The sequence below is a fragment of the Lysinibacillus sp. fls2-241-R2A-57 genome, assembly GCF_030209535.1.
Classification (GTDB): Bacteria; Bacillota; Bacilli; order Bacillales_A; family Planococcaceae; genus Lysinibacillus.
Window position 1 is genome coordinate 1 of record NZ_JARVRU010000055.1, and the last position, 23,906, is coordinate 23,906.

The window sequence follows — 23,906 nt, forward strand, 5'->3', positions numbered from 1 at the left end:
GGGGTTCGGGACTTACACCCTATAGTTCATACGCATGCCGGGCGCACCAAAAAAGCAGATGGTATAGATTTCTTCTATATCAGCTGCTTTTCTATTATACCAACTCCACCACGCTATCGCTTCACAATGTGGTGAGACTAGCCAGTACAGTAAAAGTAGACGGCCAATTAGAGGTGCAATATCGCATTTCTAAACCGTCTGCTTTTAATTTCAACGAATATTAAGTTAGCTATTCCAAAGACACACCTCAATAAAAGCTATGTACGCTTAAATTAGGTTTATTTAGCTAGTTCAAGTTACTTAGCTTCAGCGATCCTATTTTCGGCACTACCATTCTAGCTTTCTACACGATGATTTAATGAAGAAAGTATTTTTTCTGCATCATTTTTGAAATCTATAAGATGCTCTGCTTCTTGAACTAGTTTTTGCATTGTATTTAATTCATCATCACTAATGCCAACTAACTCTTCAAACATTTCTACTGATTCTCGTGAAATGAAAGAAATATCCTTCATTGCCTCCATAATTTGCAGAGAGCTTGAAGATAGTTCTTCTGTGCTTGCAGATGATTCCGCATTATTTTCAGCAATAATTTTTGTAGTATCTACAATTTTTTCGAACATATTTCCAATTTCTAATATTTTCGTATTTGTTTGTTCAAACTCTTCTGTTCCTTGCTTCATTGATGTGACAACTTTGTTCGTCTCTTCTTGAATATTTTTTACAATATTCGAAACTTCATTAGCTGACTGACGTGATTGTTCAGCTAATTTACGAACCTCATCAGCAACGACAGCAAACCCTTTACCGTGTTCTCCTGCACGAGCTGCTTCGATAGCTGCGTTCAATGCTAATAAATTTATTTGCTCTGAAATCCCCGTAATTACTTTAACAATGTTACCAATTTCGTACGATTTGTCTCCAAGTATATTGATTGCATCAAATGTCGTATTAATCGTTTGATTAAATTGCTCCATTTTCACCATCGAATCTTTTAACTTTTCATTACCTTCTTGCGTCAATTCTAACGTCGTATTCGATTGTTCTGAAATTTGGTTAGATCTTATAGATAGTTCTTCAATAGCCACTGTGATGTCTTCGATAGAAGTAGAACTCTCTTCAGTAGCGACTAATTGCTTTTTTAATCCTTTACCGACTTCATCGATTGCGGCCCTTACAGTATCGGCCTTCTCAGTTGCGTATTCTCCATGCTCTAAAAGATTTCCACTTTTTTCATTCACATTATTTGCGAATTTATTAAATTGTTCACTTACTCGACCTGCTGATAATTCATCCATTCCATTTAGTACCTCTTTATTTATATGGGAATGACCTTTAAGTGAAAAATATCGGTAAGCAAAAAACAAAGATGTACATAATAAAACTACAATAATCCCTAGCATAATAGCTTCCATGAAAAAAATTCTCCTATTCTACTAACGTATTAGTGATGAAATTTTATAGTTCTTTTACAATGATGTAAATTCCATCTGCTACAGTCGATGGAATACTGTTTAGATTTTCATTGCTTTCATATTTATGAACAATAAAGTCCCCTTCTACGGTTACATATTTTGTAAGACCTTGATACTTCTCCAGCAAACGCATTGACTTTGGATTTGTCGCTTCAGCTAATACTAATCTTAAGCCTTCTTCTGTTGCTTTTTTTATTAATATATCGCCTAAACTTTGTACAATATCATGACGATTATGCTCAGCAATTACACCTAATAAAAATAAATGTAATATTTCCCCATCTTCCATATCTTTTCCAAAACGTTTTTTATAATCTTCTAGGAAACGTTCATCAATATCCTCTAATACACGCATAACAATATTCATATCGGCAAACGTGCCTTCAAAAATATCCCCTTCGATAATTTCAAGGACATTCGTATCTCCAACTAGTGCGCCTACAACATTTTGCTCTTTATCTAGTGCAACAGCACAGTAACCTTGATGAACATTTGCTTCAATATATTCCTTCGTAAATTGATAGAAATCTTCGTAAGGTAGTTTTAAGGCGTGCCCAATAATCGGTTCTTGCACCCATTTGCCAGCAACCTCTACCCCAGTAAATGTTTTTGCTAAACATTCTGCTGTCATTTTAATTAAATCCGGTTGGTCCTTTGTAAGTATTTCATAAGTATATAATTCTTGAATTGTTTGCATCGTAAATTCCTCTTTCAAAATGTGATTATAGTTAATTAAAGACTAACGCATTGGTAATTGTGAAACATTGTCGACTACGGTTCCTGGGAAATTAACTCCCTCTAAAGCATTTCGCACTTGCACATATGCAATTTTAGAGGTTGGATTAACAATAAATATATCTTTAAAGCCTAGTGATGCATAAAACATTAATGTTTGTCCTAGATCTGTCGAAATCTTTGAAGGAAGGGGTGATTGCTGTGTTGCATCAACAACAAATGTATATGCATTTTTTTGCACTTTTGCCCCCGTCTCTTGCAAATCTTTCAAATAATCCTCTACAAGAGCTGGTTTAATAAACCCTATTATTTGGACGTGTACTTCTTTTTTTGCTTCATAAATCGCCATTTTATATTTCTCTTTATCTACGACTATCATCTCAAATCTCCTTTTTATAATTTTCATATATTGCACATCTGTCGCTACGATTGATTGGAATCAGTCCTTGATTTTTTCCACAAAAAAAACTATCCCTACACATAATTAGGATAGCCAAAAAATCACTTATCATCTTGGCAACCCGACTATCATTATCCAAGAGGATTTTAGACTCGTAGCTTTGCGTCCTTACCTTTCGATAAGTTTGCCTTTTTCAATTTTATTAACATAACGCTGACATATTACGTTTAGATTATAAATGTTTTGTCATTTTTTGTCGATAGTAGGCATTTTTCTCTAAAGAATATCGGTTGAATTAGAGAATTTTTCCGTATATTTAAAGGAATTGACAAAAAAATACTGTTGGGTAATTTTACAAAGAGGGAATCTCGAATCCTGCCCAGATTGTAGGAAAAGCAAATGGCTGCATATTCTTTTACATTCATCTAATAGGAAGAAACATTATTAAATCAACTTCAATTTTTATAATTCTTTTTTCATAAATGCGTTATTTCACCGAAATGTAACGATAAAAAAGAGTGGCATTTTAGGATAAATCCTAAAAACCACTCTTTTTTATAATTCTACGTAAGCAATTTTAAACTCTTTTTAAAACTTAATGGCTCCTCACCATAACGTGTGGTTGATTTCCGTTCCGACTGGGCGCTTTCCAGGGGGCGTCCAGCCTCCACTCCAATCAACCTATATGGCATACGTTTTAACAAATGTCACCCACAACTTTTAGTGATGAGTCAACTTAATTCCAATATTTCTAATTACTTGTACTCACTATGGTAGTATTCATTACTGAATCCGCTACAAGTAGTATAAAAAACGGATCGAAAGGCAACTGCAAATATTAGATACCTTCTTTTAAAATGAGTTGCGAGACACACTCTACATGCGTTGAATGCGGGAACATATCCACAGGCTGAATCTCCTGAGTTTGATAGCCTCCATCCTCCAAAATACGGAGATCACGCGCTAGTGTAGCTGGGTTACAGGACACATAAACAACACGCTTAGGACGTTGCTCTAAAATTGTCTGAAGAAGAGCCTCGTCGCAGCCTTTGCGTGGTGGATCCACTACTAGGACATCCGCTTCCTTGCCTTCCTTATACCAGCGTGGAATGACTTCTTCTGCTGGTCCGGCCTCGAAGTACGTGTTCGTAAATCCATTTAGTGCTGCGTTGCGTTTTGCATCTTCAATAGCTTGTGGGACAATTTCAACACCCATAACAGCCTTTGCTTTTTGTGCAAGGAATAATGAAATTGTGCCGATACCACAGTAAGCATCAATTACTCGTTCATCACCCTGTAAGTCAGCGTAGTCTAGTGCTTGTTTGTAAAGGACTTCTGTTTGCTCAGGGTTTACTTGATAAAATGAACGAGCTGAAATTTCAAAGCGAACATCACCAATTGTATCAATAATGACATCCTTGCCCCATAGGTTTACAATTTCATCACCGAAAATCACGTTCGTTTTGTCGCTGTTAACGTTTTGAATAATTGATGTTACATTCGGGACAAGCTTTTGGATTGTCGCAACAGCTGCTTCTTTTTGCGGGAATTTTTTCTTTTTCGTTACGAGAACAACCATGACTTCACCCGTTGCTCGTGCTTTACGAATAACTACGTGGCGCAGCATTCCCTCATGTGATAGCTCATTGTATGGTTGAATACCGATTGCCGCTAATTCCTTTTTCAAGCCTGCAAGAATAGCGTCCGCTTCTCCTGTCTGAATCAAGCAACGCTCCATATCCACAATGCTATGAGATTTCGTTTTATAGAAGCCTGCAATTGCTTGTCCTGCTTCATTTAAGGAAAAAGGAATTTGGGCTTTATTACGATATTTCCAAGGCTCTTCCATGCCTTTCACAGGTAGAACAGGCGCATCAATTTTACCAATGCGTTGCATGACATTACGCACCATATTCTCTTTCCATTTTAACTGCCCTTCATAAGACAGGTGCTGTAATTGGCAGCCGCCACATTGCTTGAAATATTCACAAGGTGCATCTACACGATCTGGTGATGGCTTGAGAATTTCTACAACTTTCGCAAAGCCGTAATTTTTTAACGTTTTTACAACATGTACTTCCGCCGTTTCATTAGGAAGTGCACCTTGGATAAATAATGGGTAGCCATCGACCTTTGCAACGCCATTGCCATCATGTGTTAAATCTTCTATATAAACTGTTAATCGTTCATTCTTTTTCACGGGTGCTGACATTCGTACATCCTCCATTTCAATCTCCTTATTGTAGCATGTTGTGGCGGATGAAAAAAGAACAAGGCTTGATCTTGTAAGGTCAATTTACTGAGTGACATGACTCTGATTGAGCGACTACAGCCTCGACCCGAACAGTTCTTCCCTCAAACTGCTTAGGTGTGCCAGAGAAGTGATCGGGTAAGCCGAGAATGTGATCAGGTATCACCCAGAACCGCTCGGGTAAACCAAGAATGTGATTAGGTATCGCCTCAAACCGCTCGGGTACAGCAGAGAAGTGATCAGGTATCATCCCAAACTGCTCAGATTAGCCTGATCTACTCTCTCCCCTCAAACTGCTCAGGCAAGCAAAAAAATAACCAGCTCCCCTATCTGAGCACCCGAGCCGATACATATTACCCTCCCTTTACACAAGTAGAAAAAAGAGCCGCTATTCGCGACTCTTTCCTTCCTCTTTTGTTACATGGTGATCTTTTGGTGCCCACCAGAAAGCAAAAGCAATACCGATGATGACTACTAGAAATGGCGCATAAAACATGAGAAATTTCTCCATCACTCTAACCTCCTATGCGTGATTGTCTTCTTTTCCTGTCACGTAATTTTTGTTGAATAGGAATAATTTCAACAATAAGAACAGTGATGGAATAAGCAGACATAGTCCTAAGATAAATGCAATGACGAGTGCAATCGCCATTTGTGTACTTGTAAAGCTATCGTAAATCGTTAAATACGGATACAGTAAATATGGATATTGAGCGATACCATAAGCGAAGAATGCCACGGCAAATTGTGCAATCAATAGTCCCACTGCCAGGCCGTAATTTTTTCGCATCCAAACTAGCACGACAGTAATGATAAATAGTACGGCTGAAATGGCAAACATCCACCATAAATTAACCATATTATTGTAAATTTCAGTGTTGATCGATTTCATTTCATACATAATACCAAGCGCGCTCACCATTAAAGGTACCGCCCAAACAAGTGCGTATTTTCGCATTAGTTTTGTTGCTTCTACATCCTTTGCTTTATGAGCATACCATGTTAAAAACACGGCTGAAATATAGAGTACCGCTGCAATGCTCAGTACGACAATACTCCAAGCAAATGGGCTCGTATACAATGTCCAGTAATTTAGGACAGGTTGCCCGTCAACCATATCAACATAGCCGCCAGCAGCAATCGCAAAGACAACAGAAAGTGAGGCTGGAATGAGTAATCCTGCTATACCATACGTTAACGTGTACCCGATATGGCCACGTGTACCATATGATTCAAACGCATAGTAGGAGCCTCGTATGGCAAGCAGTACAAGTGAAATACTCACTGGAACAAGTAAAATTGTTCCGTAATAAAAAGCTGTTTGCGGGAAAAATCCAACAATCCCAACAAAGAAGAATACTAAAAAGACATTGGTTACTTCCCAAACAGGTGATAAATAACGCTTAATAATATTTGTTAAAATATGATTTTTCCCAACGAGTAGACTGTAGGCATTGAAGAAGCCTGCACCAAAGTCAATCGAAGCTACAATGACATAGCCAAATAGGAAAATCCACAATACTGAAATACCTAGAATCTCTAGTGTCATAAGATGTCACCGCCTTTTTCAGAATGACGATCTTCTATTTCTCGCTCAATTGGATTCTTTTTGAACATACGAACTAAAACGACAATACTTCCTATTGCCAATACAGCATACACACCAGCAAATAACAGCAGCATTAAATCCACATGGTCACTCGTTGTGGCCCCTTCTGGTGTTCGCATTAAACCATATAAGATCCAAGGCTGTCTTCCAACCTCAGCAAGCCACCAACCTGCTTCAATCGCAATAATTGAAAGTGGTCCACCTGCAACAACAATCCATCTAAACCAACGTGAATGGATAAATAGCCAACCACGTGCTTTTCCGACTACGTAAAGCAGTGAAACTAATACCATAAACATGCCAATAAACACCATGAGATCAAAGAGGTAATGAATATAAAGTGGTGGTCGATCTTCTTCAGGATATTGATCTAAGCCAATTACCTCTGCGTTTGGGTTATTATGCGCTAAAATACTTAGAGCATAAGGTATTTTAATGGCATATTTTACTTCCTCACCATCTAATACACCAAATAGTATAAGCGAAGCTTTATCGTCTGTTTCAAAATGCCACTCAGCTGCAGCTAGTTTTTCTGGCTGATATTCTGCTAAGTATTTTCCTGAAAAATCTCCAATAATCGCTGCTGCAATGGAGAAAATCAGGCCAATCTTCATAAGTAAATATAATGATTTTTTATGGTACACATGCTTAGAGCCTCTAAGCATACGGTATCCTGCAATTGCCGCTAACACAAATGCAGCTGTCATATAAGCTGTAACGAGAACATGCGCTACCTTTGTCGGCATTGCTGGATTAAACATTGCTAAGAAAGGCTGAATATTTACAAGCTGTCCGTCCACAATGTCAAACCCTTGAGGTGCATTCATAAACGCATTAACAATTGTTATAAATACGGCTGACATTGAAGCACCGACAGCAACAGGAATTAATAGCAACATATGCTTTTTCTGACTATCGAAGCGATCCCAAGTGTATAAGTAGATCCCTAAGAAGATGGCTTCAAAGAAAAATGCAAACGTTTCCATAAAGAGCGGTAATGCAATTGTTTGCCCGGCGAGCTGCATAAAATTCGGCCATAGTAAAGACAACTGTAAGCCAATTGCCGTCCCGGTTACAACTCCGACTGCAACTGTAATAACAAAACCTCGTGCCCAACGTCTTGCCATTAAAATATAGTGCTCATCATTCTTTTTATACCCAGTCCACTGAGCAATCATAATCATTAATGGGACACCAACACCGATCGTCGCATAAATAATATGGAACGATAAAGTCAGCTCCGTTAATGCTCTACTCCAAAAGACTGCTGATTCATTCACCATTTCATTGCCCCCCTAACTTCCAAATATTTTTCCAAGCATGGAAAGTAGCATAATAATTCCAACGCCAAAGCTTAGCCATATGAGCTTTCTTTCCTGCGACTTATACAAAGCCAACACTTCCTTTCCTTTCCCTTATTCTTATTTTCCACTATTGCAACGAAAAAAACCTTTATAATGGACCGAAATTCCGGCCTATTATAAAGGTTTCAAATTTTGTTCAAGTAATATACGCACTTTTGCCAAACATTTTTCTTAATTCATTCACAATCCCAATTATTAGGGATGATTTTTAGTTTTCTGAACTATTCGAACGTTCGGATATCTTATTGGTGCTTCACGTGTATTAAGCGAATCAGGCATTAGTTACCTGAATTTAATTGAGCTAGTCCTCTCAACTGAATGAAACAGAGCTCCGCTTTTAATGTCCGTTATATACGGTCACTCTCCCGAATATCTTCTAGTGGAACAAAGATTTCAATATGGCGCTTTAGGTTTTCAAATGTTGCAGGTGCGTCTCCACCATATTCACCATCTAAGTTTAAATGTATTTCGTCTTCAGTAGATACTTTTACAACACTTGCCTTTTTATAAATAACACGATCATCATTCAAATGCTCGCCTCTTAATGCCATTGCAGCAAGCTGAATAAATTCAGGCAAGCTTACTTTTTTCAATACGATTAAAGTAAAGTAGCCATCATTAATACTTGCGTCTGGTGCAAGCTTTTCAAAGCCACCCACAGAATTTGTTAAGCCACATAAAAACATCATGGCATCCCCATCAAACACTTCACCATCATATTCGATACGCATGTGGGAAGCTTTGATCGATGGAATCATTTCTACTGCTTTTAAGTAATAAGCTAACTGTCCTAGCATTGTTTTCATTTTACTTGGTACTTCATAAGTTAACTCTGTAATGCGTCCACCGGCTGCAATATTGATGAAATAGCGTTCTCCATTTAATAAACCCACATCCACTGGCAACGTCTCACCTTTTATTATAATCTCAACGGCATCTGCAATATTACGAGGGATTTGCACTGCACGGGCGAAATCATTCGTTGTGCCCATCGGAATTAGACCAACTTTCGGACGATTTTCAAAAGGACTCACACCTGAAACAACTTCATTTAAAGTGCCATCTCCACCAACTGCAATGATTATATCAAAGCCACGTTCTACTGCATCTTTTGCCGCAACGGTTGCATCGCCTTCGCAAGTTGTTGCGTGACAAGATGTCTCATAGCCTGCTACCTCTAGTTTTTCCAATACTTCTGGTAGATGCTTTTTAAACACTTCACGTCCAGATGTAGGATTATAAATGATTCTTGCTCGTTTCATAACATACCTTCTTCGCTTCATAAGATTCTATTTCTTTCAACGTATTATACGTTTAATTGTTGCATTGAACTTTTAATAGGTTCATCACCAAAACGTGTGGTTGATTTCCGTTCCAGCTGGGCGCTTTCCTGGGGGCGTCCGATGAGCCGCTTCACTCGCGATGCTCGCTCCAGGGTCTCATCTGTGACGCTAATCCCCAAGGAGTCGCCCAGCCTCCACTCCAATCAACTCATATACATAGCATACGTTTTAACTAATGTTATCCACAACTTTTGGTGATGAGCCTTTTAATAGTCAATAAAGGCAAACATATCCTATTCTCTGATGTGCTGCCGTGTGATCTACCATTATTTCAACGCAGCTGTTACTTGCTTTTTAAAATCCTCATAAACAAATGTCCAATATGATTTATCAGTAATATTCTCCTCACGAATTGCTGCATATAACGCCTTTTGTGCATCTTCAAATGTAGGATCTTCTTTATCAGGTAAGCTAGCTCGTTTACTCACTACTAGTTCCTGTAATTCTGGTGCACGTGGTCCCCATTTTCCAACAACCTGACCTGCGTCATCTAATAAAATATAAATCGGAATTGCACGGCCACCGTTTGTTAAATAGCGATCAATTAAATCTGTATCAGCATCACGTAGTACTGCACGCATTTCTACTCCTGCTGCCTCTGCAACTCGACGAATAATTGGATTGTTTAACATCGCGTCCCCGCACCAATCCTCAGTAATTGTTAAAATTTTTGGTTGCTTGTCCTTCAGTAGCTCGATAAAGCCATCATTTGTTGGCACCTCAAAGCTATCATAAATACGGAAGCTTTCCTCTTTTAACGTAGTCATATTATCCATATATTGTTGCATCGAAATCGCATCATTGAAATATTGTTGTTCTGTTTTCATCGATTGACCTCCTAATGTTATATCATGTTCTATTCTATATTTTGCTATGAATACTCTTTTTAGACAACCATAAAGTGTTAAGTTGGTATTTTTTAGTCTTATCACCAAAACGTGTGGTTGATTTCCGTTCCACTTAACAAATTTCATCGACAACTTTTGGGGATGAGCCATTTTTTATTATAATTCCACATTAAAATTGAGGGAAGACACGATGTGTAACTTACCTAAGCATACCAGCGACTGCCCCGCTGACTGAATGCTTGTCGAACACTTTGAATGATACCTCAAAGAATGTTTAGTATGTATTATTTTTTAAAAATAAAAAGCCAAGAAAGCGAATTTGCTCTCTTGGCTTTCTGTTGTAATTGAAATTAACGTTTTGCAATTTCTTGTTGTAATAATTTATTAACCATTGGTGGGTTCGCTTGACCTTTAGTTGCTTTCATAATTTGACCAACTAAGAAGCCAATAGCACGATCCTTACCGTTTTTGAAGTCTTCGATTGATTGGGCATTGTTGTCTAGAACTTCTGTAACGATCGCAAGTAATGCACCTTCATCAGAAATTTGAACTAAACCTTTTGCTTTAACGATTTCTCCTGCAGAGCCGCCGTTTTCTACTAATTCAGCAAATACTTTTTTACCGATTTTAGAAGAAATTGTACCGTCAGTGATTAATTTCACCATTTCCGCAAGGTTTTCTGGTGTTAATGCAGTATCTTTAAGGTCTTTTTGTTCTGCATTTAAGTATGCAGAAACATCACCCATAAGCCAGTTTGCAGAAAGCTTAGCATCCGCATCTTTAGCTACCATAGCCTCGAAGAAGTCTGAGATTTCTTTTGAAATAACAAGAACTCCTGCATCATATGGAGTTAAGCCTAATTCTTCAACATAGCGTTTTTTACGAGCGTCTGGAAGCTCTGGAATTTCTGATTTTACTCGCTCTAACCATTCATCAGAGATCGATAGACGTACTAAGTCTGGCTCTGGGAAGTAACGATAATCGTCTGTTCCTTCTTTCACACGCATAAGGATTGTTTTACCTGTTTTTTCATCAAAACGACGAGTTTCTTGCTCAATTACTCCACCTGAAAGAAGTACATCCGCTTGGCGTAATTCCTCGTGCTCTAAACCACGACGAACATAGTTGAATGAGTTCAAGTTTTTAAGCTCTGTTTTCGTACCGAATTCTTCTTGACCATATGGGCGGATTGAGATGTTGGCATCACAACGTAAAGATCCTTCTTCCATTTTACAGTCTGAAACATCTGAATATTGGATGATTGATTTTATTTTTTCAAGATACGCATACGCTTCGTTCGGCGTGCGAATATCTGGCTCAGAAACGATTTCTACAAGTGGTGTACCTTGACGGTTAAAGTCAACTAAAGAGTGGTCGCCACTGTGAGACAGTTTACCAGCATCTTCTTCCATATGAAGACGAGTAATACCAATACGTTTTGTGTAACCATCTACTTCGATATCAACCCAGCCGTTTTTACCGATTGGCTTGTCGAATTGAGAAATTTGATAAGCTTTCGGATTATCTGGATAGAAGTAGTTTTTACGGTCAAATTTTGTTTCTTGTTCGATTTCCATGTTAAGTGCAAGTGATGCACGCATTGCGAAATCAACAACATTTTTATTAAGTACAGGAAGGACACCAGGATAGCCTAGGTCGATAACTGTAGTATTTGTATTTGGTTCAGCACCGAAGTGGGCTGGTGCTGGTGAGAAGATTTTTGAGTTCGTTTTTAACTCAACGTGTACTTCTAAACCAATGACTGTTTCAAAGTTCATGTTATTTTCCCTCCCAAATTTGAGGAACTTGTTTATGGAACTCCGTTGCTTGTTCAAAAGCATGAGCTACACGGTAAATTGTTGCTTCGTCGAAATATTTACCGATAATTTGTAAGCCTAGTGGCAGTCCATTTTCAAAACCACATGGGATTGAGATGGCTGGTACACCAGCTAGGTTCATTGGAATCGTTAAAATATCGTTCGCATACATCGTCATTGGATCATCGACGTTTTCACCAATTTTAAATGCTGGTGTAGGAGAAGTTGGTCCAATGATTACGTCAAAGTCTTCGAATACTTTGTCGTAGTCTGCTTTGATCAGTGTACGTGCTTGTTGAGCTTTTTTGTAGTAAGCATCATACGTACCTGCACTTAGTGAGTAAGTACCAAGCATGATACGACGTTTTACTTCATCACCAAAGCCTTGTGCACGTGTTTCTTTATAAAGGTCCATTAAGTTATTAACGTTTTCTGCGCGGAAACCATAGCGGATACCATCAAAACGAGATAGGTTAGAGGACGCTTCAGAAGAAGACAGGATATAGTAAGCTGCAAGTGCGTATTTCGAGTGAGGAAGTGATACTTCTTCCACTGTAGCACCTAAGCCTTTTAATACTTCTAATGCTTCAAGCACTGATTGACGTGCTGCTTCGCCAACACCTTCACCAAGGAATTCTTTTGGCACGGCGATACGTAAGCCTTTTACGTCACCTGTAAGGGCTGCTACGTAGTTTGGTACTTCTACGTCTGCTGAAGTTGAATCGTTTGCATCTAAACCTGCAATTGCTTCAAGTAATAGAGCGTTGTCTTCAACATTACGTGTAATAGGCCCGATTTGATCTAAAGAAGATGCAAATGCCACTAAACCAAAGCGCGATACACGACCATATGTAGGCTTCATCCCTACAACACCGCAATAAGCTGCTGGTTGACGGATTGAACCACCTGTATCAGAACCAAGTGAGAATGGTACTTCACCTGCTGCTACTGCTGCTGCAGACGCACCTGAAGATCCACCTGGTACGTGGTTTAAGTTCCATGGATTTTTTGTTGTTTTATAGTATGAGTTTTCGTTTGAAGAACCCATTGCAAACTCGTCCATGTTTAATTTACCGATAGTAACCATACCTGCTTCACGTAGTTTGTTAACTACTGTTGCATCATAGATTGGCATAAAGCCTTCTAGAATTTTAGAAGCACAAGTTGTTTCTAAGCCTTCTGTAACGATGTTGTCTTTTACACCGATAGGTAGACCGAAAAGTGGTCCACGCTCTTCAAATGGCACTTTGTCCATTTCAGCTGCTTGTGCAGTTGCTTTTTCTTCGTTTGAAGCAAGGAAAGCTTGTACATCTCCGTCAAGCTTCGCCACACGTTCGTATGCTTCTTTTGTTAAATCAGCGATTGTTAGGTTACCCGCTTTAATATCAGCTTGTAGCTCCTTTGCTGAACGTTCAAATAACGTCATGAGGAATCCTCCTATGTTTTAGTATTACATGATAGCTGGTACTTTTACTTGACCATCTTCTTGTTCTTTTACGTTTAACATCATTACTTCACGGTCTAAGCCTTTTGTTGCCACATCTTCACGCATTACGTTTACTAGTGGTAAAACATGAGTTGTCGGTTCAACATTCGTTGTATCTAACTCATTTAATTGCTCTGCGAAGTCTGTAATTTTCCCAAGCTGCTCAGCAAATTTCTCTGCTTCCTCTTCTGTAATTGCAAGACGCGCTAAATTTGCAACGTGCTTAACTTCTTCTTTTGTTAATTTTGCCATTTTTCACACCTCCGAATACTCATTCAATTCATTGTTTTTATCGATAACAATAGGGTTGAATAAACTTAACCATGCAAATAATCATAACATTTTTCATATTAAAAATCACAACTTTCACCAAAAATATAGAAACTTTCACTACTATGACGAAGTGTTGTCTCTAGTGACTGTTCTCAGCTTTATAAGACTTGCTTTCCACGGCAATGCAAGATCCGCATCAATGTGCTCCTGCGACAAGTTGGAAGATCTCGAAATACGAATATGACGTTCTATCTGTCACTTTGATAGTTCTATCCGTCGCTTCAGCTCTTCTATCCGTCGCTTTGATAGTTCTATCCGTCACTTCAGCTCTTTTATCCGTCACTTCGATAGTTCTATCCGTCACTTCAGCTCTTCTATCCGTCGCTTCGATAATTCTATCCGTCACTTCAGCTCTTTTATCCATCGCTTTGATAATTCTATCCGTCACTTCAGCTCTTTTATCCGTCGCTTCGACGATTCTATCCGTCACTTCAGCTCTTTTATCCGTCGCTTCGATAGTTCTACCCGTCACTTCAGCTCTTTTATCCGTCGCTTTGATAGTTCTATCCGTCGCTTCGACTTTTTTCATTTCTTCTGCACCCAAAAAAATATAGTCAGCACGAGGCTGACTATATTTTAGTATATATGGACGAGTGGTTCCTTTTCGTTGGCTTTTTTAATGATTAGTGCCTCTGGACCGTTCATCGAGGTAACACTTACTTCAACGTTAATATTATCAAATTGATTGATTAGAACACCTGTTAAATATTGAGTAAAGCCAGTAATTTCAGCCTTACCGAAGAATTGGATTGGGATTTCAATCGTTAGCTTTTGAATTTTTTTATTTTGATAGAAACCTGTTCCTACCACACTAGTATAGTTAGAAAAATATTTATCTACATCTTGTTTGAAATTCTTAAAGTTATTGCTAACATCTCGATATACATCCTCTGATTCAGCCGTTGGGTACAGTACATACTCTTCATCAATAGCTTTCCAATCAGCAATATCGTTTTCTCCAGCTTTTGCTACGCCATAGCTAAAATACGTTCCTGGAACAATGTCATTGCGAGCTTTCTGCTTAAACAAACCTACTACAATCGGTACATCTTTCAATTCATCACGAGTTCTTAAGCGGGACACAATTTCCGCAGCCATCTTCTTTCCTTCCTCAATAAGCTTAGCCTCTGGAATTGGTTCCTCATAGTACTCCCCATACTTTTCTTTTTGATAATAGTAAATAGAATTTAAGGCAAGTCCTATCGAAATACCGCCTAATTTCACTTTATCATCATCTGTTTTTGTTAAATAATTTTGCTCAACAATATGTGATAAATAGATTGGGGCTTTCTTCGCACGTTCCTCTGCAGGCATTGAGTCCGTCGTTGGAGGATTTAACCCCTCCTTACCTTGTGAACTGCGCTTCAGCCACTCGGTCACTGTACTTTCCGCTAAATATTGCCCTTCCTGGAAGTAGTAGTCTTCTGTATCAAACTCGTTTTGAGAAAGACGCATTAAACCTGTTTCTACTTCCTTCATATCATATTTTGTAAAAATATTTGAAACTACTAATCCTCTGCTAGCACTTTTTTTATAAGGAGTTAGCGTTCTATAGTAAGAATCATCAATCTTATAGCTTGGAATAATCGTTGTTTCCGCTTTCTCCTGTTGCGTCTCCTTTGTTAGCTCTGTGTCCTTCTCTTTAGTAGGCACACAGCCGACTAGCATTGCAGCAGCGACAATTGCTGGAATGAGTCGAAATGACTTCATTATTTTAATACTCCTTTACTGATTTTCATTTTCTGCTTGACGAATCTGTGAACAGAATTTTGAAAAACTCCTGTTTTCCTCCTAAACAGCTAGGACAATTCGTCAAGACTTTAGCTGTTTCACTGGAATCAGCTAAAGTCTATTTTTTCATCTTAAAATATTATTGGACGAGGTTAAGTTGTTCAATCAGGCTGTCTTCATTCCAAACTTCAATACCTAATTGCTCGGCTTTTGTTAGTTTAGAACCCGCTTCTGCTCCCGCAATGACAAGGTCAGTTTTTTTGCTGACACTGCCTGTAACAATACCACCTAACTCTTCTATTTTCGCCTTTGCTTCGTTACGTGTCAATTGCTCAAGTTTACCAGTTAATACGATTGTTTTACCTGCAAAAGGATTATCCCCTACAGCTACCTCTATCTTTTTACCTTTATACGTCATATTGACGCCTACTTCAGCAAGGCGACCAATGACTGCACGTGCATCCTCGTTTAAAAAATACTCGACAAGCGAGGAAGCCATCTTATCACCAATCTCATGGATTGCTACCAGTTGCTCCTCTGTTGCTGCCATAACCGCTTCCATCGTTCCAAATTCCTCGGAAACGATTTTCGCTGCTTTTTCCCCAACATGTCGTATACCTAGTCCAATTAGTAAACGCTCCATCGAATTTTCCTTGGAGGCCTGAATAGCATTTACTAAATTCGTTGCAGATTTTTCTCCCATACGCTCAAGCTCAACAAGTCGTTCTTCTGTTAAGTGATATAAATCAGAGACATCATGAATTAAATCTGCACGTAATAATTGCTCAACGACCTTATCACCAAGACCATCAATATTCATTGCATTACGTGAGACAAAATATTTAATGCTCTCCGCAATTTGTGCAAAACATGCAGGATTTACACAACGCAATGCCACTTCACCTTCAATACGAATAAGTTCGCTATCACAAACAGGACAATTTTCAGGCATTACGTATGGAACCGAGTCCTCAGGGCGCTGCTCTAGTATTACACCTACAACTTGTGGAATTATGTCTCCAGCTTTACGGATAATGACTGTATCTCCTAGTCGAATATCTTTATCTCGAATTAAATCCTCATTGTGTAACGATGCACGTTGAACAGTCGTACCTGCCACTTGAACAGGTGCTAAAATGGCAGTTGGTGTAACAACCCCTGTACGCCCTACTGTTAAATCAATATCAAGTAATGTTGTGACTACTTCTTCAGCAGGGAATTTATAGGCAATTGCCCAACGTGGACTCTTTGCCGTATAACCAAGTTCATCCTGCTGTGCATAGCGGTCCACCTTAATGACAATGCCGTCAATTTCATAGGCTAAATTTGGACGATTTTCAGTCCATTTGTCGATAAAGGCTAGTACCTCCTCTATCGTTGAACAGCGTTGACGCTCTTTATTTGAAGGGAAGTCTAGTCCTTCCAAATAATCGAGCATCTCTGCATGACCATCGATACCATAAGCCTCACCATCTCCCCCAATCGCATAAATAAAGGTTGATAGCTGACGACTCGCTGCTATTTTAGGGTCTAACTGACGTAAAGAGCCAGCAGCCGCATTACGCGGATTGGCAAATAACTCTTCACCATTTTCAACACGTTGAGCATTTAATTTTTCAAATGATTTTTTAGGCATATACGCCTCACCACGAACTTCAATTGTGATAGGCTCCTTCAATCGAAGAGGTATTGCTCGAATCGTTTTTAAGTTTGTTGTAATATCTTCTCCTACAACTCCGTCTCCTCGCGTTGCCCCTTGTACAAAAACGCCATTTTCGTATTTTAAAGAAATGGCAAGACCATCTATTTTCAGCTCGCAAACATAGGAAAAGTTATCACCGATCGCTTGACGCACTTTACGGTCAAATTCACGCAAATCTTCTTCATTAAAAGCATTTGATAGACTTAGCATAGGATAATCATGTGTCACTTTTTTAAAACCTTCTACCACCGCTCCTCCAACACGCTGAGTCGGTGAGTCTGGATAAATTAGTGACGGATTTGCTTCCTCTAATGCAATAAGTTCATGTAATAGTTGGTCATAAACACTATCGGCTACGACAGGTTTATCTAACACATAATAGGCATGGCCATATTCATGTAACAATTTATTTAACTCAACGATACGCTGTTCTATTTCGTTCATTTAAGTTCCTCCGCTTACGCTTTTTCAATAGGTGCAAATTGTGCCAGTAATCGTTTAATGCCAATAGGCTGTGGAAAGGCGATATCTAGCTCTGTACTATCACCCTCACCTTTTACACTGACAACCATACCTGTTCCCCATTTTTTATGGATTGCCTTATCACCGGCCTTCCAGCCATATTGATCTCCACCAGTTGTTTGTAAACGAGATGTCGCAGATTGTGTTTTCTGAACCGCTCCAAGTGTACGTTTTTGATAGCCTCCTGCCGAACGGTTACTAGTAGCAAACGGAACTTCAGGCTTCGCACCGCCTTTGGATATTGATTCTGTAATATCCTCCGAAATTTCACGTAAAAAGCGTGATGCATTGTTATAGCTTGAACGACCAAAAATCGTACGACTTTGTGCACTCGTTAAATATAAACGTTCCTCTGCGCGCGTTATGCCCACATAACAAAGGCGACGTTCTTCCTCCATTTCATCCATATCATCAAGTGAACGAGAATGCGGGAAGATATTTTCCTCCATTCCGATGATAAAGACAATTGGGAATTCTAAGCCCTTTGCGGCATGCATCGTCATTAAAATAATGTTGCCCTTCGATGCATCCTCTTTATCAAGTGCATCAATATCTGCAATTAGCGCTAAATCTGTTAAAAAGGCAACTAAGCTCTTGTCCTCACTACGCTCTTCAAAAGCCTTAGTTACTGATAAAAACTCTTCAATATTTTCTAAGCGGCTTTCTGCTTCAATCGTCTTTTCGTTTTGTAGCATTGCACGATAACCAGATTTGTCAATAACCTGCTCTACAATTTCTGTCACCGATAAATACTCTTGCATCTCTGTAAAACCTTTAATCATCGCATAAAATTGCTCAGCTGAATTAGCAGCCTTCCCTGTAAGCCCCATGAACACAAGATCATTCATGGCATCAAAAATAGAGCGATCTTGTTCAATCGCATAGCGCGCCATTTTTTCAAAGGAAGTAGCACCAATACTACGTTTTGGTTCATTAATAATACGTGCGAGCGATAAATCATCATCATTATTGGCAATTAGGCGCAAGTAGGCAAGTAAATCCTTAATCTCTTTACGATCATAGAACTTAGTACCACCAACTATTTGATAAGCCATATTGGACTTAACAAGCACTTCCTCCATCACACGAGACTGAGCATTTGTACGATAGAGTATCGCAAAGTCATCAAATGAACGATTTTCTTTTTGAATATGCTGTTGGATTGTTTGTACAACAAATTGTGCTTCCTCTTGCTCGTTATACGCTTTGTACAATACGATTTTTTCACCTTCTGCATTTTCTGTACGCAGTTCTTTTGGATAACGTGTTGTATTATTTTGAATGACGTCATTTGCCGCTTGTAGGATGCGTTTTGTCGAACGATAATTTTGCTCAAGCATAATGGCCTTAGCATTTGGATAATCTTTTTCGAATGACAGAATATTACCAATGTCCGCACCACGCCAACGATAGATCGATTGGTCTGAATCCCCTACAACACAAATATTTTTAAATTTTTTAGCAAGCATCTGAACTAGTAAATATTGGGATTTGTTCGTATCTTGATACTCATCTACATGAATGTATTGGAATTTATTTTGATAATATTCAAGCACTTCTGGTACACGCTTGAACAATGTAATAGTTGTCATAATTAAATCATCGAAATCGAGGGATTGATTGCGGCGTAGTCTTTTTTCATAACCTTTATAAACACGGGCAATCGTTTTTTCGTAAGGATTATTTTCATTGATTTGACCTGCATAATCGTCCGCAGCTATACATTCGTTTTTTGCTGAACTAATCGCATTTAAAATGGCACGTGGCTCAAAACGCTTCGTGTCAATATTTTCATCCTTCATAACATTTTTGACAACTGATAGCTGATCGGTGGAATCTAAAATTGAAAAGTTACGTGATATCCCAAGCTGATCAATATTACGTCGTAAAATACGTACACACATCGAGTGGAATGTTGACACCCACATACTATCACCAGTTCCGTTACCGAGAATGCCATCTATACGCTCTCTCATTTCACGGGCCGCTTTATTTGTAAATGTGATTGCTAAAATCTTTGATGGATATACTTCTTTTTCGATTACTAAATATGCAATACGATGTGTTAATACACGCGTTTTCCCCGATCCAGCACCCGCCATAATGAGAAGCGGTCCTTCAGTTGTTTTTACCGCATTTTCCTGCTCAGGGTTCATACCTGCTAATAAATTTTTCGTTAACTGCTCCATTTCGCACCACCTTACAAACATTTGTTCTTAAATTATATATTATTTTTTACAGCCTTAACAGTCGCAAGTGCAGCTTTTAAATCTTCGTAAATAATATTACCAACCACTACGGTATCTGCGTATTTCGCCATTTCCGCTGCCTGCTTAGCAGATGTAATGCCACCACCGTAAAACAGTCGCGTATTTTTCAGTTCATTTTTTACAGCACTTACAACCTCCATATCACCATAAGTACCGCTATACTCTATATAAAATACAGGTAATCTAAAGAAATTTTCTGCCATTCGTGCGTAGGCAACAACATCATCAATTGATAAATCCGTTTTCGCATTCGTTACTTCTGCTACTTTACAGGCCGGGTTTAAAATACAATAACCTTCAGCAACTAATTCATCCCACACCATAATATCTCCATATTCCTTAATGGCTTCATGATGTAAATTTTTAATCCACTTTGGATCATCGCTATTTAACACGGTTGGAATGAAATAATAGTCATAGCCTGGTGTTACCGAATCAATCGCAGAAATTTCAAGCGCTATCGGTACTTCAAAGCGTCTTACACGCACAAGCAAATCTAATACACCATCTAAAGTTACACCGTCTGTTCCGCCAACTATAATAACATCTGTACCTGATTCACAAATTCTTTCTAGTGCCTCATCTGAAATATCTTTAGCTGGGTCTAGCTTGAACACATGTCTCCATTCTAAATAATCCATCTATTTTACCACCTATCATTTTCTATCTATTCGTTTACAAGTATAGCTTATGACTGTCGACAAAAAAATGAAAAAGGCTGAGCAGAACCTCTACCCAGCCTCTTTACCTACTATTCTTTTGGTGCTTGAAACGGCTTTTCATCTGGATACAAACGACCTAACATTTCATCATATGTATCGTTCCCATAATCAAAGCAACGACGTACACGTGAAATAGTTGCTGTACTTGCACCTGTTTCCTTTTTAATGGATTCGTAGGTTTTCTTTAAACGTAGTAAATGTGCAACCTCAAAGCGTTGTGCCAGCGATTGAATCTCACTAATCGTACATAAATCATCAAAAAACTTATAGCATTCTTCGATGTCTTTCAGCTCTAACACTGCTTTAAATAATTGATCTGTTTGATGCCCTCGAATTTTTTCGATTTGCATGCAATTTCCCTCCCTTTAAGGCTGTGTTTTCACCATTGCTTGTAACCCTGGTGAAGATGGTACGAAATGTACCCAAGACTTCCCTGGTACTAGCTTTACAAGCTCCCCAGACTCTTCTACAGCCATCGGTATTCCATCAATATTAGCCCATTTGACTTCTCTCATATAGCCATTTTGAAATACATACGCATTTCCACCAGAAGTTAAATCAATTTCTTGGCGTCCCTCATTATCAATAGTTTGATGTTTCATTTCAAAAAATAGAACATTTGCCAATGCTAATGATTCGTCTGTTAACATATCCTTTGTGTCAACGCCAGCCGATTGTCGTCCATAACGATTACTTTCATGATCATACACATATGAATTATGGAAATATTCACTATTTCCGTAGTAAATGTCAATTTGACTTGTTTCATTGCCTATTTTACCACGTTCATCGGGTTCATAAAAAGCCTGATTTACTTTTTCACGGTAAATCATTGAAGCGCCCACTTTTTCAGCTCCATTTACTATATTTTCAGACGTAATATACGAGTTATGTGGAGCAACACGTTCTTTTGAACGTTTAAAAAGTGTACCATCATAATCCATACCATTTATATTGTCGACTACATTATTACTAAGCAAGGATTTTGCCTCTGGGCTATAGCCATGTGCTACGTAAAATGCATCGTAGCCTTTTGCAAGATCAACAAAATAAGATCGAGCACTGCGGACAGGTCCTACCTTTTCTGGCAGTTCACTTTGATAGACCGCTAAAAGACGAGTTACATTGCCTTCTGCTAACATTTCGTAAATAATATCTGCTGCACCTATACCTGATTGTGGACGTGCTGCTGGATGATTATTAATAGTAACAATAATTGGGCGTTGTGTGATTTCTTCTTTAACAGCCTCACCTGTCAATGGAGCAAAATTCGTCTCTTCTTTTATAGTCTCTTCAACAGCTGGTTCTTCATCAGCCTTTTTCGTATCGTCTTCTTTCACTTCCGACGAATCCTTTGAACATCCCCCTATCAATAAGGTACTAAAAGCCATAGCGATAAATAGTTTCTTCGATTTAAGCACAAGCATTACTCTCCTTTATCCATAGACGCTATAGAAAACTTCGACTAGCGCATAACTGCTGGTAATAATAACTTATTCTTCATAACATCAAAAATCCCTTTTGGTGTTATACGGATATATGGTAAATGAGTAGATTGTAAAAAGAATAAAGAATAAATTGCGTCTCCTAAGTGGTAACCACGTTCTGCTAATGCTTGTTTTAAAGTCTTCTCTTTTTCTGTTAGCTCCTTAACATCGCCATCATATAAAATACCACCAATAGTCAATGGTACAGTAGCTATGACTTCTCCTTTTTCAACAAGGACGATCCCACCTCGCATGGCCTTCATTTCTTCAAAGGCTTTTATCATATCGTCTTTATTTTTTCCGATAAGTAAAATGTCGCCTGTATTCGAATAAGAGGAGGCAAAGCCTTGAATACTAGTAGCAAAGCCTTTAACCATCGTATTAACATGCCAATTACCGTCTTTATTGATGAGCATTAAATAGCATTCATCATGATCTGCAAGCTGCCCTTCTCTAGTAATTAGTGAGTTATATGGTTTCGTAATAACATCATTTACTAGCTCAATTCCAAATGGCATCGAGAATTGAAAATCATGTGACGTTAACGAAAAATCTAAATTAAATTCAGGAAACGCTGAATAATCAATTGCAGCAAGCCTCTGCACTTGCTCTCCATCTCGTTTTAACCAAACTCCTTTTGATAGGACGCTCTCAGGAACAGGATGCCATTCATCTTGTAAAATGTTTAGAGAAGCAAATCGACCAGTTGCGATAAAGCCATGTAGGTTAGACATATTATAATAGCGAGCCACATTATAAGAGGCCATTTGATAGGCATCTATTGGTGCTACACCAGCATCTAAGGCTACCTGAATACATTTATCCATCACACCATCCTCATGGAATGAAGGTGGCGAGCCATCTGTTGTCATCATTAAATGGTCAAAAATAGGTAGCTCTTTTTCGACGATTCCCTTTAATAGGTTTGGTAAATCTGGACGTATTGCAGAATGACGTAGCGTTACAGCATATCCTTGCATAATACGTCGCTCCACTTCTTCCACCGTCATAGCTTCATGATCACCATCTGCACCAAGTAACTTCATACGTGCTAAAGTTCTTTCTGATGCTCCTGGGAAGTGCCCTTCTACTTTTTTTCCGAAGCCCTTAGCCATTTGCATACGATATAGCATTTGGTCATCTCCACGTAACAACCTTGGCCAGCCCGTTAATTCTCCTCCAAGTAAAACATCATCTCGTTCTAACCATTCTAAAATGGACGTATTGGAGAAAATTTCTCCCTCCTGTTCCATTTCAGTTTGCGAATCAAAACGTGTCCACCAGTAAAATGAAAACGGTAGCTCTTTCAAATCGTCTAAAATTGAAAACGCTTTCTTATTTTCTAAAGATAAAACGAAGCCTAAATTATCAGAAATAAAAGTTGTAGTTCCTAACTGTCCACAAAAATCAGCAAAAGATTGTGGATGATATAACTGGAATGGATGAACATGCGGTTCAATATATCCTGGTACAATCGTTTTATTCGTACAATCGACCACTTCTGTCCCTTCTACTAACGGAGGCATTCTATCACCAGCATAGACAATACGGTCTCCCAAAATCCAAATGTTCCCTACTACCCACTGTTTAAGCATGCTATGTAAATAACGTGCATTTTTCAACACAATATCCGGTGCTTTTTTGCCATCAATTACAGCCAATTGTTGACGTAATTCAGTAATTTTCCATACTGGATCCATTCTATTCTCTCCTTCCTAAATTGCGTAAAATTTCATTGTGTAAATCTGACGCGAAATCACATACTACTACTGCATAAACACTTAAATTAGTGCTTTATGCAATCATCTTGT

22 protein-coding genes and 1 riboswitch are annotated in these 23,906 nt (G+C 38.6%); of the genes, 1 reads left to right on the top strand and 21 read right to left on the bottom strand.

What is annotated here, in order from left to right:
* Positions 1 to 335 precede the first annotated feature (335 nt).
* The 14 genes from QRN68_RS11565 to gatC all read right to left on the bottom strand — a co-directional run bounded on the left by QRN68_RS11565 (position 336) and on the right by gatC (position 13,580).
* A complete protein-coding gene (locus tag QRN68_RS11565; RefSeq protein WP_285397034.1) occupies positions 336 to 1,415 on the bottom strand; it encodes a methyl-accepting chemotaxis protein in 1,080 nt (359 codons plus the stop codon).
* Positions 1,416 to 1,458: 43 nt separating this feature from the next.
* Positions 1,459 to 2,172 carry a hypothetical protein gene (locus tag QRN68_RS11570; RefSeq protein WP_285397035.1) on the bottom strand — a complete coding sequence of 238 codons (714 nt, stop codon included), beginning with the start codon at positions 2,170 to 2,172 and terminating at the stop codon, positions 1,459 to 1,461.
* A gap of 42 nt (positions 2,173 to 2,214) precedes the next feature.
* A complete protein-coding gene (locus QRN68_RS11575; protein ID WP_285397036.1) occupies positions 2,215 to 2,616 on the bottom strand; it encodes a hypothetical protein in 402 nt (133 codons plus the stop codon).
* A gap of 106 nt (positions 2,617 to 2,722) precedes the next feature.
* A riboswitch (cyclic di-GMP riboswitch) is annotated at positions 2,723 to 2,809 on the bottom strand.
* A 364-nt stretch (positions 2,810 to 3,173) separates the two neighbouring features.
* Positions 3,174 to 3,314 carry a hypothetical protein gene (locus QRN68_RS11580; protein ID WP_285397037.1) on the bottom strand — a complete coding sequence of 47 codons (141 nt, stop codon included), beginning with the start codon at positions 3,312 to 3,314 and terminating at the stop codon, positions 3,174 to 3,176.
* A 134-nt stretch (positions 3,315 to 3,448) separates the two neighbouring features.
* On the bottom strand, positions 3,449 to 4,822 hold the full coding sequence (gene rlmD, locus QRN68_RS11585; RefSeq protein WP_285397038.1) for a 23S rRNA (uracil(1939)-C(5))-methyltransferase RlmD: 1,374 nt from the start codon (positions 4,820 to 4,822) through the stop codon (positions 3,449 to 3,451).
* A gap of 427 nt (positions 4,823 to 5,249) precedes the next feature.
* Positions 5,250 to 5,372: a cytochrome bd oxidase small subunit CydS family protein gene (gene cydS / locus QRN68_RS11590; protein ID WP_285397039.1), complete on the bottom strand. Its 123-nt coding sequence runs from the start codon at positions 5,370 to 5,372 to the stop codon at positions 5,250 to 5,252.
* 12 nt (positions 5,373 to 5,384) lie between these two features.
* Positions 5,385 to 6,410, bottom strand: coding sequence for a cytochrome d ubiquinol oxidase subunit II (locus QRN68_RS11595; RefSeq protein ID WP_285397040.1), 1,026 nt, complete (start codon positions 6,408 to 6,410; stop codon positions 5,385 to 5,387).
* On the bottom strand, positions 6,407 to 7,753 hold the full coding sequence (locus QRN68_RS11600) for a cytochrome ubiquinol oxidase subunit I (RefSeq protein WP_285397041.1): 1,347 nt from the start codon (positions 7,751 to 7,753) through the stop codon (positions 6,407 to 6,409). Before QRN68_RS11600 ends, QRN68_RS11595 begins: the two co-directional genes overlap by 4 nt.
* A 428-nt stretch (positions 7,754 to 8,181) precedes the next feature.
* On the bottom strand, positions 8,182 to 9,096 hold the full coding sequence (locus QRN68_RS11605; protein WP_285397042.1) for a diacylglycerol kinase: 915 nt from the start codon (positions 9,094 to 9,096) through the stop codon (positions 8,182 to 8,184).
* A 44-nt stretch (positions 9,097 to 9,140) separates the two neighbouring features.
* Positions 9,141 to 9,296: a hypothetical protein gene (locus tag QRN68_RS11610; protein ID WP_285397043.1), complete on the bottom strand. Its 156-nt coding sequence runs from the start codon at positions 9,294 to 9,296 to the stop codon at positions 9,141 to 9,143.
* A gap of 147 nt (positions 9,297 to 9,443) precedes the next feature.
* The gene (locus QRN68_RS11615; RefSeq protein ID WP_285397044.1) at positions 9,444 to 10,004 is read right to left on the bottom strand and encodes a thioredoxin family protein; all 561 of its coding nucleotides are present in this window, start codon (positions 10,002 to 10,004) and stop codon (positions 9,444 to 9,446) included.
* Between the two features lie 371 nt (positions 10,005 to 10,375).
* Positions 10,376 to 11,803, bottom strand: a complete 1,428-nt coding sequence (gene gatB / locus QRN68_RS11620) for an Asp-tRNA(Asn)/Glu-tRNA(Gln) amidotransferase subunit GatB (protein ID WP_285397045.1) — start codon at positions 11,801 to 11,803, stop codon at positions 10,376 to 10,378.
* Position 11,804: 1 nt separating this feature from the next.
* On the bottom strand, positions 11,805 to 13,268 hold the full coding sequence (gatA, locus tag QRN68_RS11625) for an Asp-tRNA(Asn)/Glu-tRNA(Gln) amidotransferase subunit GatA (protein WP_285397046.1): 1,464 nt from the start codon (positions 13,266 to 13,268) through the stop codon (positions 11,805 to 11,807).
* Positions 13,269 to 13,292: 24 nt separating this feature from the next.
* Positions 13,293 to 13,580, bottom strand: coding sequence for an Asp-tRNA(Asn)/Glu-tRNA(Gln) amidotransferase subunit GatC (gene gatC, locus QRN68_RS11630; RefSeq protein ID WP_010857153.1), 288 nt, complete (start codon positions 13,578 to 13,580; stop codon positions 13,293 to 13,295).
* A gap of 203 nt (positions 13,581 to 13,783) precedes the next feature.
* Between gatC and QRN68_RS11635 the strand changes: the two genes are divergently transcribed.
* Complete coding sequence (locus QRN68_RS11635) at positions 13,784 to 14,215, top strand: hypothetical protein (protein ID WP_285397047.1); 432 nt, start codon at positions 13,784 to 13,786, stop codon at positions 14,213 to 14,215.
* A 22-nt stretch (positions 14,216 to 14,237) separates the two neighbouring features.
* Here the strand turns inward: QRN68_RS11635 and QRN68_RS11640 are convergent, their stop codons facing one another.
* The 7 genes from QRN68_RS11640 to QRN68_RS11670 all read right to left on the bottom strand — a co-directional run bounded on the left by QRN68_RS11640 (position 14,238) and on the right by QRN68_RS11670 (position 23,795).
* Entirely contained in the window at positions 14,238 to 15,371 is a 1,134-nt protein-coding gene (locus tag QRN68_RS11640; protein WP_285397048.1) for a CamS family sex pheromone protein, read from the bottom strand.
* 160 nt (positions 15,372 to 15,531) lie between these two features.
* Positions 15,532 to 17,538: an NAD-dependent DNA ligase LigA gene (ligA, locus tag QRN68_RS11645; RefSeq protein ID WP_285397049.1), complete on the bottom strand. Its 2,007-nt coding sequence runs from the start codon at positions 17,536 to 17,538 to the stop codon at positions 15,532 to 15,534.
* 14 nt (positions 17,539 to 17,552) lie between these two features.
* Positions 17,553 to 19,805 (bottom strand): DNA helicase PcrA, encoded by a 2,253-nt coding sequence (pcrA, locus tag QRN68_RS11650; RefSeq protein ID WP_285397050.1) that lies wholly within the window; start codon positions 19,803 to 19,805, stop codon positions 17,553 to 17,555.
* 32 nt (positions 19,806 to 19,837) lie between these two features.
* Positions 19,838 to 20,527 (bottom strand): heptaprenylglyceryl phosphate synthase, encoded by a 690-nt coding sequence (gene pcrB / locus QRN68_RS11655; protein WP_285397051.1) that lies wholly within the window; start codon positions 20,525 to 20,527, stop codon positions 19,838 to 19,840.
* A 110-nt stretch (positions 20,528 to 20,637) separates the two neighbouring features.
* Entirely contained in the window at positions 20,638 to 20,958 is a 321-nt protein-coding gene (locus QRN68_RS11660; protein WP_004225717.1) for a YerC/YecD family TrpR-related protein, read from the bottom strand.
* A gap of 15 nt (positions 20,959 to 20,973) precedes the next feature.
* Positions 20,974 to 22,029, bottom strand: coding sequence for a DUF3048 domain-containing protein (locus tag QRN68_RS11665; protein ID WP_285397052.1), 1,056 nt, complete (start codon positions 22,027 to 22,029; stop codon positions 20,974 to 20,976).
* Between the two features lie 44 nt (positions 22,030 to 22,073).
* Complete coding sequence (locus tag QRN68_RS11670; RefSeq protein WP_285397053.1) at positions 22,074 to 23,795, bottom strand: adenine deaminase C-terminal domain-containing protein; 1,722 nt, start codon at positions 23,793 to 23,795, stop codon at positions 22,074 to 22,076.
* Between the last annotated feature and the right edge of the window lie 111 nt (positions 23,796 to 23,906).

Excerpts from the sequence above, each read along its gene's own strand:
- QRN68_RS11565 (WP_285397034.1), bottom strand. The coding sequence starts at position 1,415 with ATGGAAGCTATTATGCTAGGGATTATTGTAGTTTTATTATGTACATCT.
- QRN68_RS11570 (WP_285397035.1), bottom strand. The coding sequence starts at position 2,172 with ATGCAAACAATTCAAGAATTATATACTTATGAAATACTTACAAAGGAC.
- QRN68_RS11575 (WP_285397036.1), bottom strand. The coding sequence starts at position 2,616 with ATGAAAATTATAAAAAGGAGATTTGAGATGATAGTCGTAGATAAAGAG.
- rlmD (WP_285397038.1), bottom strand. The coding sequence starts at position 4,822 with ATGTCAGCACCCGTGAAAAAGAATGAACGATTAACAGTTTATATAGAA.
- cydS (WP_285397039.1), bottom strand. The coding sequence starts at position 5,372 with ATGGAGAAATTTCTCATGTTTTATGCGCCATTTCTAGTAGTCATCATC.
- QRN68_RS11595 (WP_285397040.1), bottom strand. The coding sequence starts at position 6,410 with ATGACACTAGAGATTCTAGGTATTTCAGTATTGTGGATTTTCCTATTT.
- QRN68_RS11600 (WP_285397041.1), bottom strand. The coding sequence starts at position 7,753 with ATGGTGAATGAATCAGCAGTCTTTTGGAGTAGAGCATTAACGGAGCTG.
- QRN68_RS11605 (WP_285397042.1), bottom strand. The coding sequence starts at position 9,096 with ATGAAACGAGCAAGAATCATTTATAATCCTACATCTGGACGTGAAGTG.
- QRN68_RS11615 (WP_285397044.1), bottom strand. The coding sequence starts at position 10,004 with ATGAAAACAGAACAACAATATTTCAATGATGCGATTTCGATGCAACAA.
- gatB (WP_285397045.1), bottom strand. The coding sequence starts at position 11,803 with ATGAACTTTGAAACAGTCATTGGTTTAGAAGTACACGTTGAGTTAAAA.
- gatA (WP_285397046.1), bottom strand. The coding sequence starts at position 13,268 with ATGACGTTATTTGAACGTTCAGCAAAGGAGCTACAAGCTGATATTAAA.
- gatC (WP_010857153.1), bottom strand. The coding sequence starts at position 13,580 with ATGGCAAAATTAACAAAAGAAGAAGTTAAGCACGTTGCAAATTTAGCG.
- QRN68_RS11635 (WP_285397047.1), top strand. The coding sequence starts at position 13,784 with ATGCAAGATCCGCATCAATGTGCTCCTGCGACAAGTTGGAAGATCTCG.
- QRN68_RS11640 (WP_285397048.1), bottom strand. The coding sequence starts at position 15,371 with ATGAAGTCATTTCGACTCATTCCAGCAATTGTCGCTGCTGCAATGCTA.
- ligA (WP_285397049.1), bottom strand. The coding sequence starts at position 17,538 with ATGAACGAAATAGAACAGCGTATCGTTGAGTTAAATAAATTGTTACAT.
- pcrA (WP_285397050.1), bottom strand. The coding sequence starts at position 19,805 with ATGGAGCAGTTAACGAAAAATTTATTAGCAGGTATGAACCCTGAGCAG.
- pcrB (WP_285397051.1), bottom strand. The coding sequence starts at position 20,527 with ATGGATTATTTAGAATGGAGACATGTGTTCAAGCTAGACCCAGCTAAA.
- QRN68_RS11660 (WP_004225717.1), bottom strand. The coding sequence starts at position 20,958 with ATGCAAATCGAAAAAATTCGAGGGCATCAAACAGATCAATTATTTAAA.
- QRN68_RS11670 (WP_285397053.1), bottom strand. The coding sequence starts at position 23,795 with ATGGATCCAGTATGGAAAATTACTGAATTACGTCAACAATTGGCTGTA.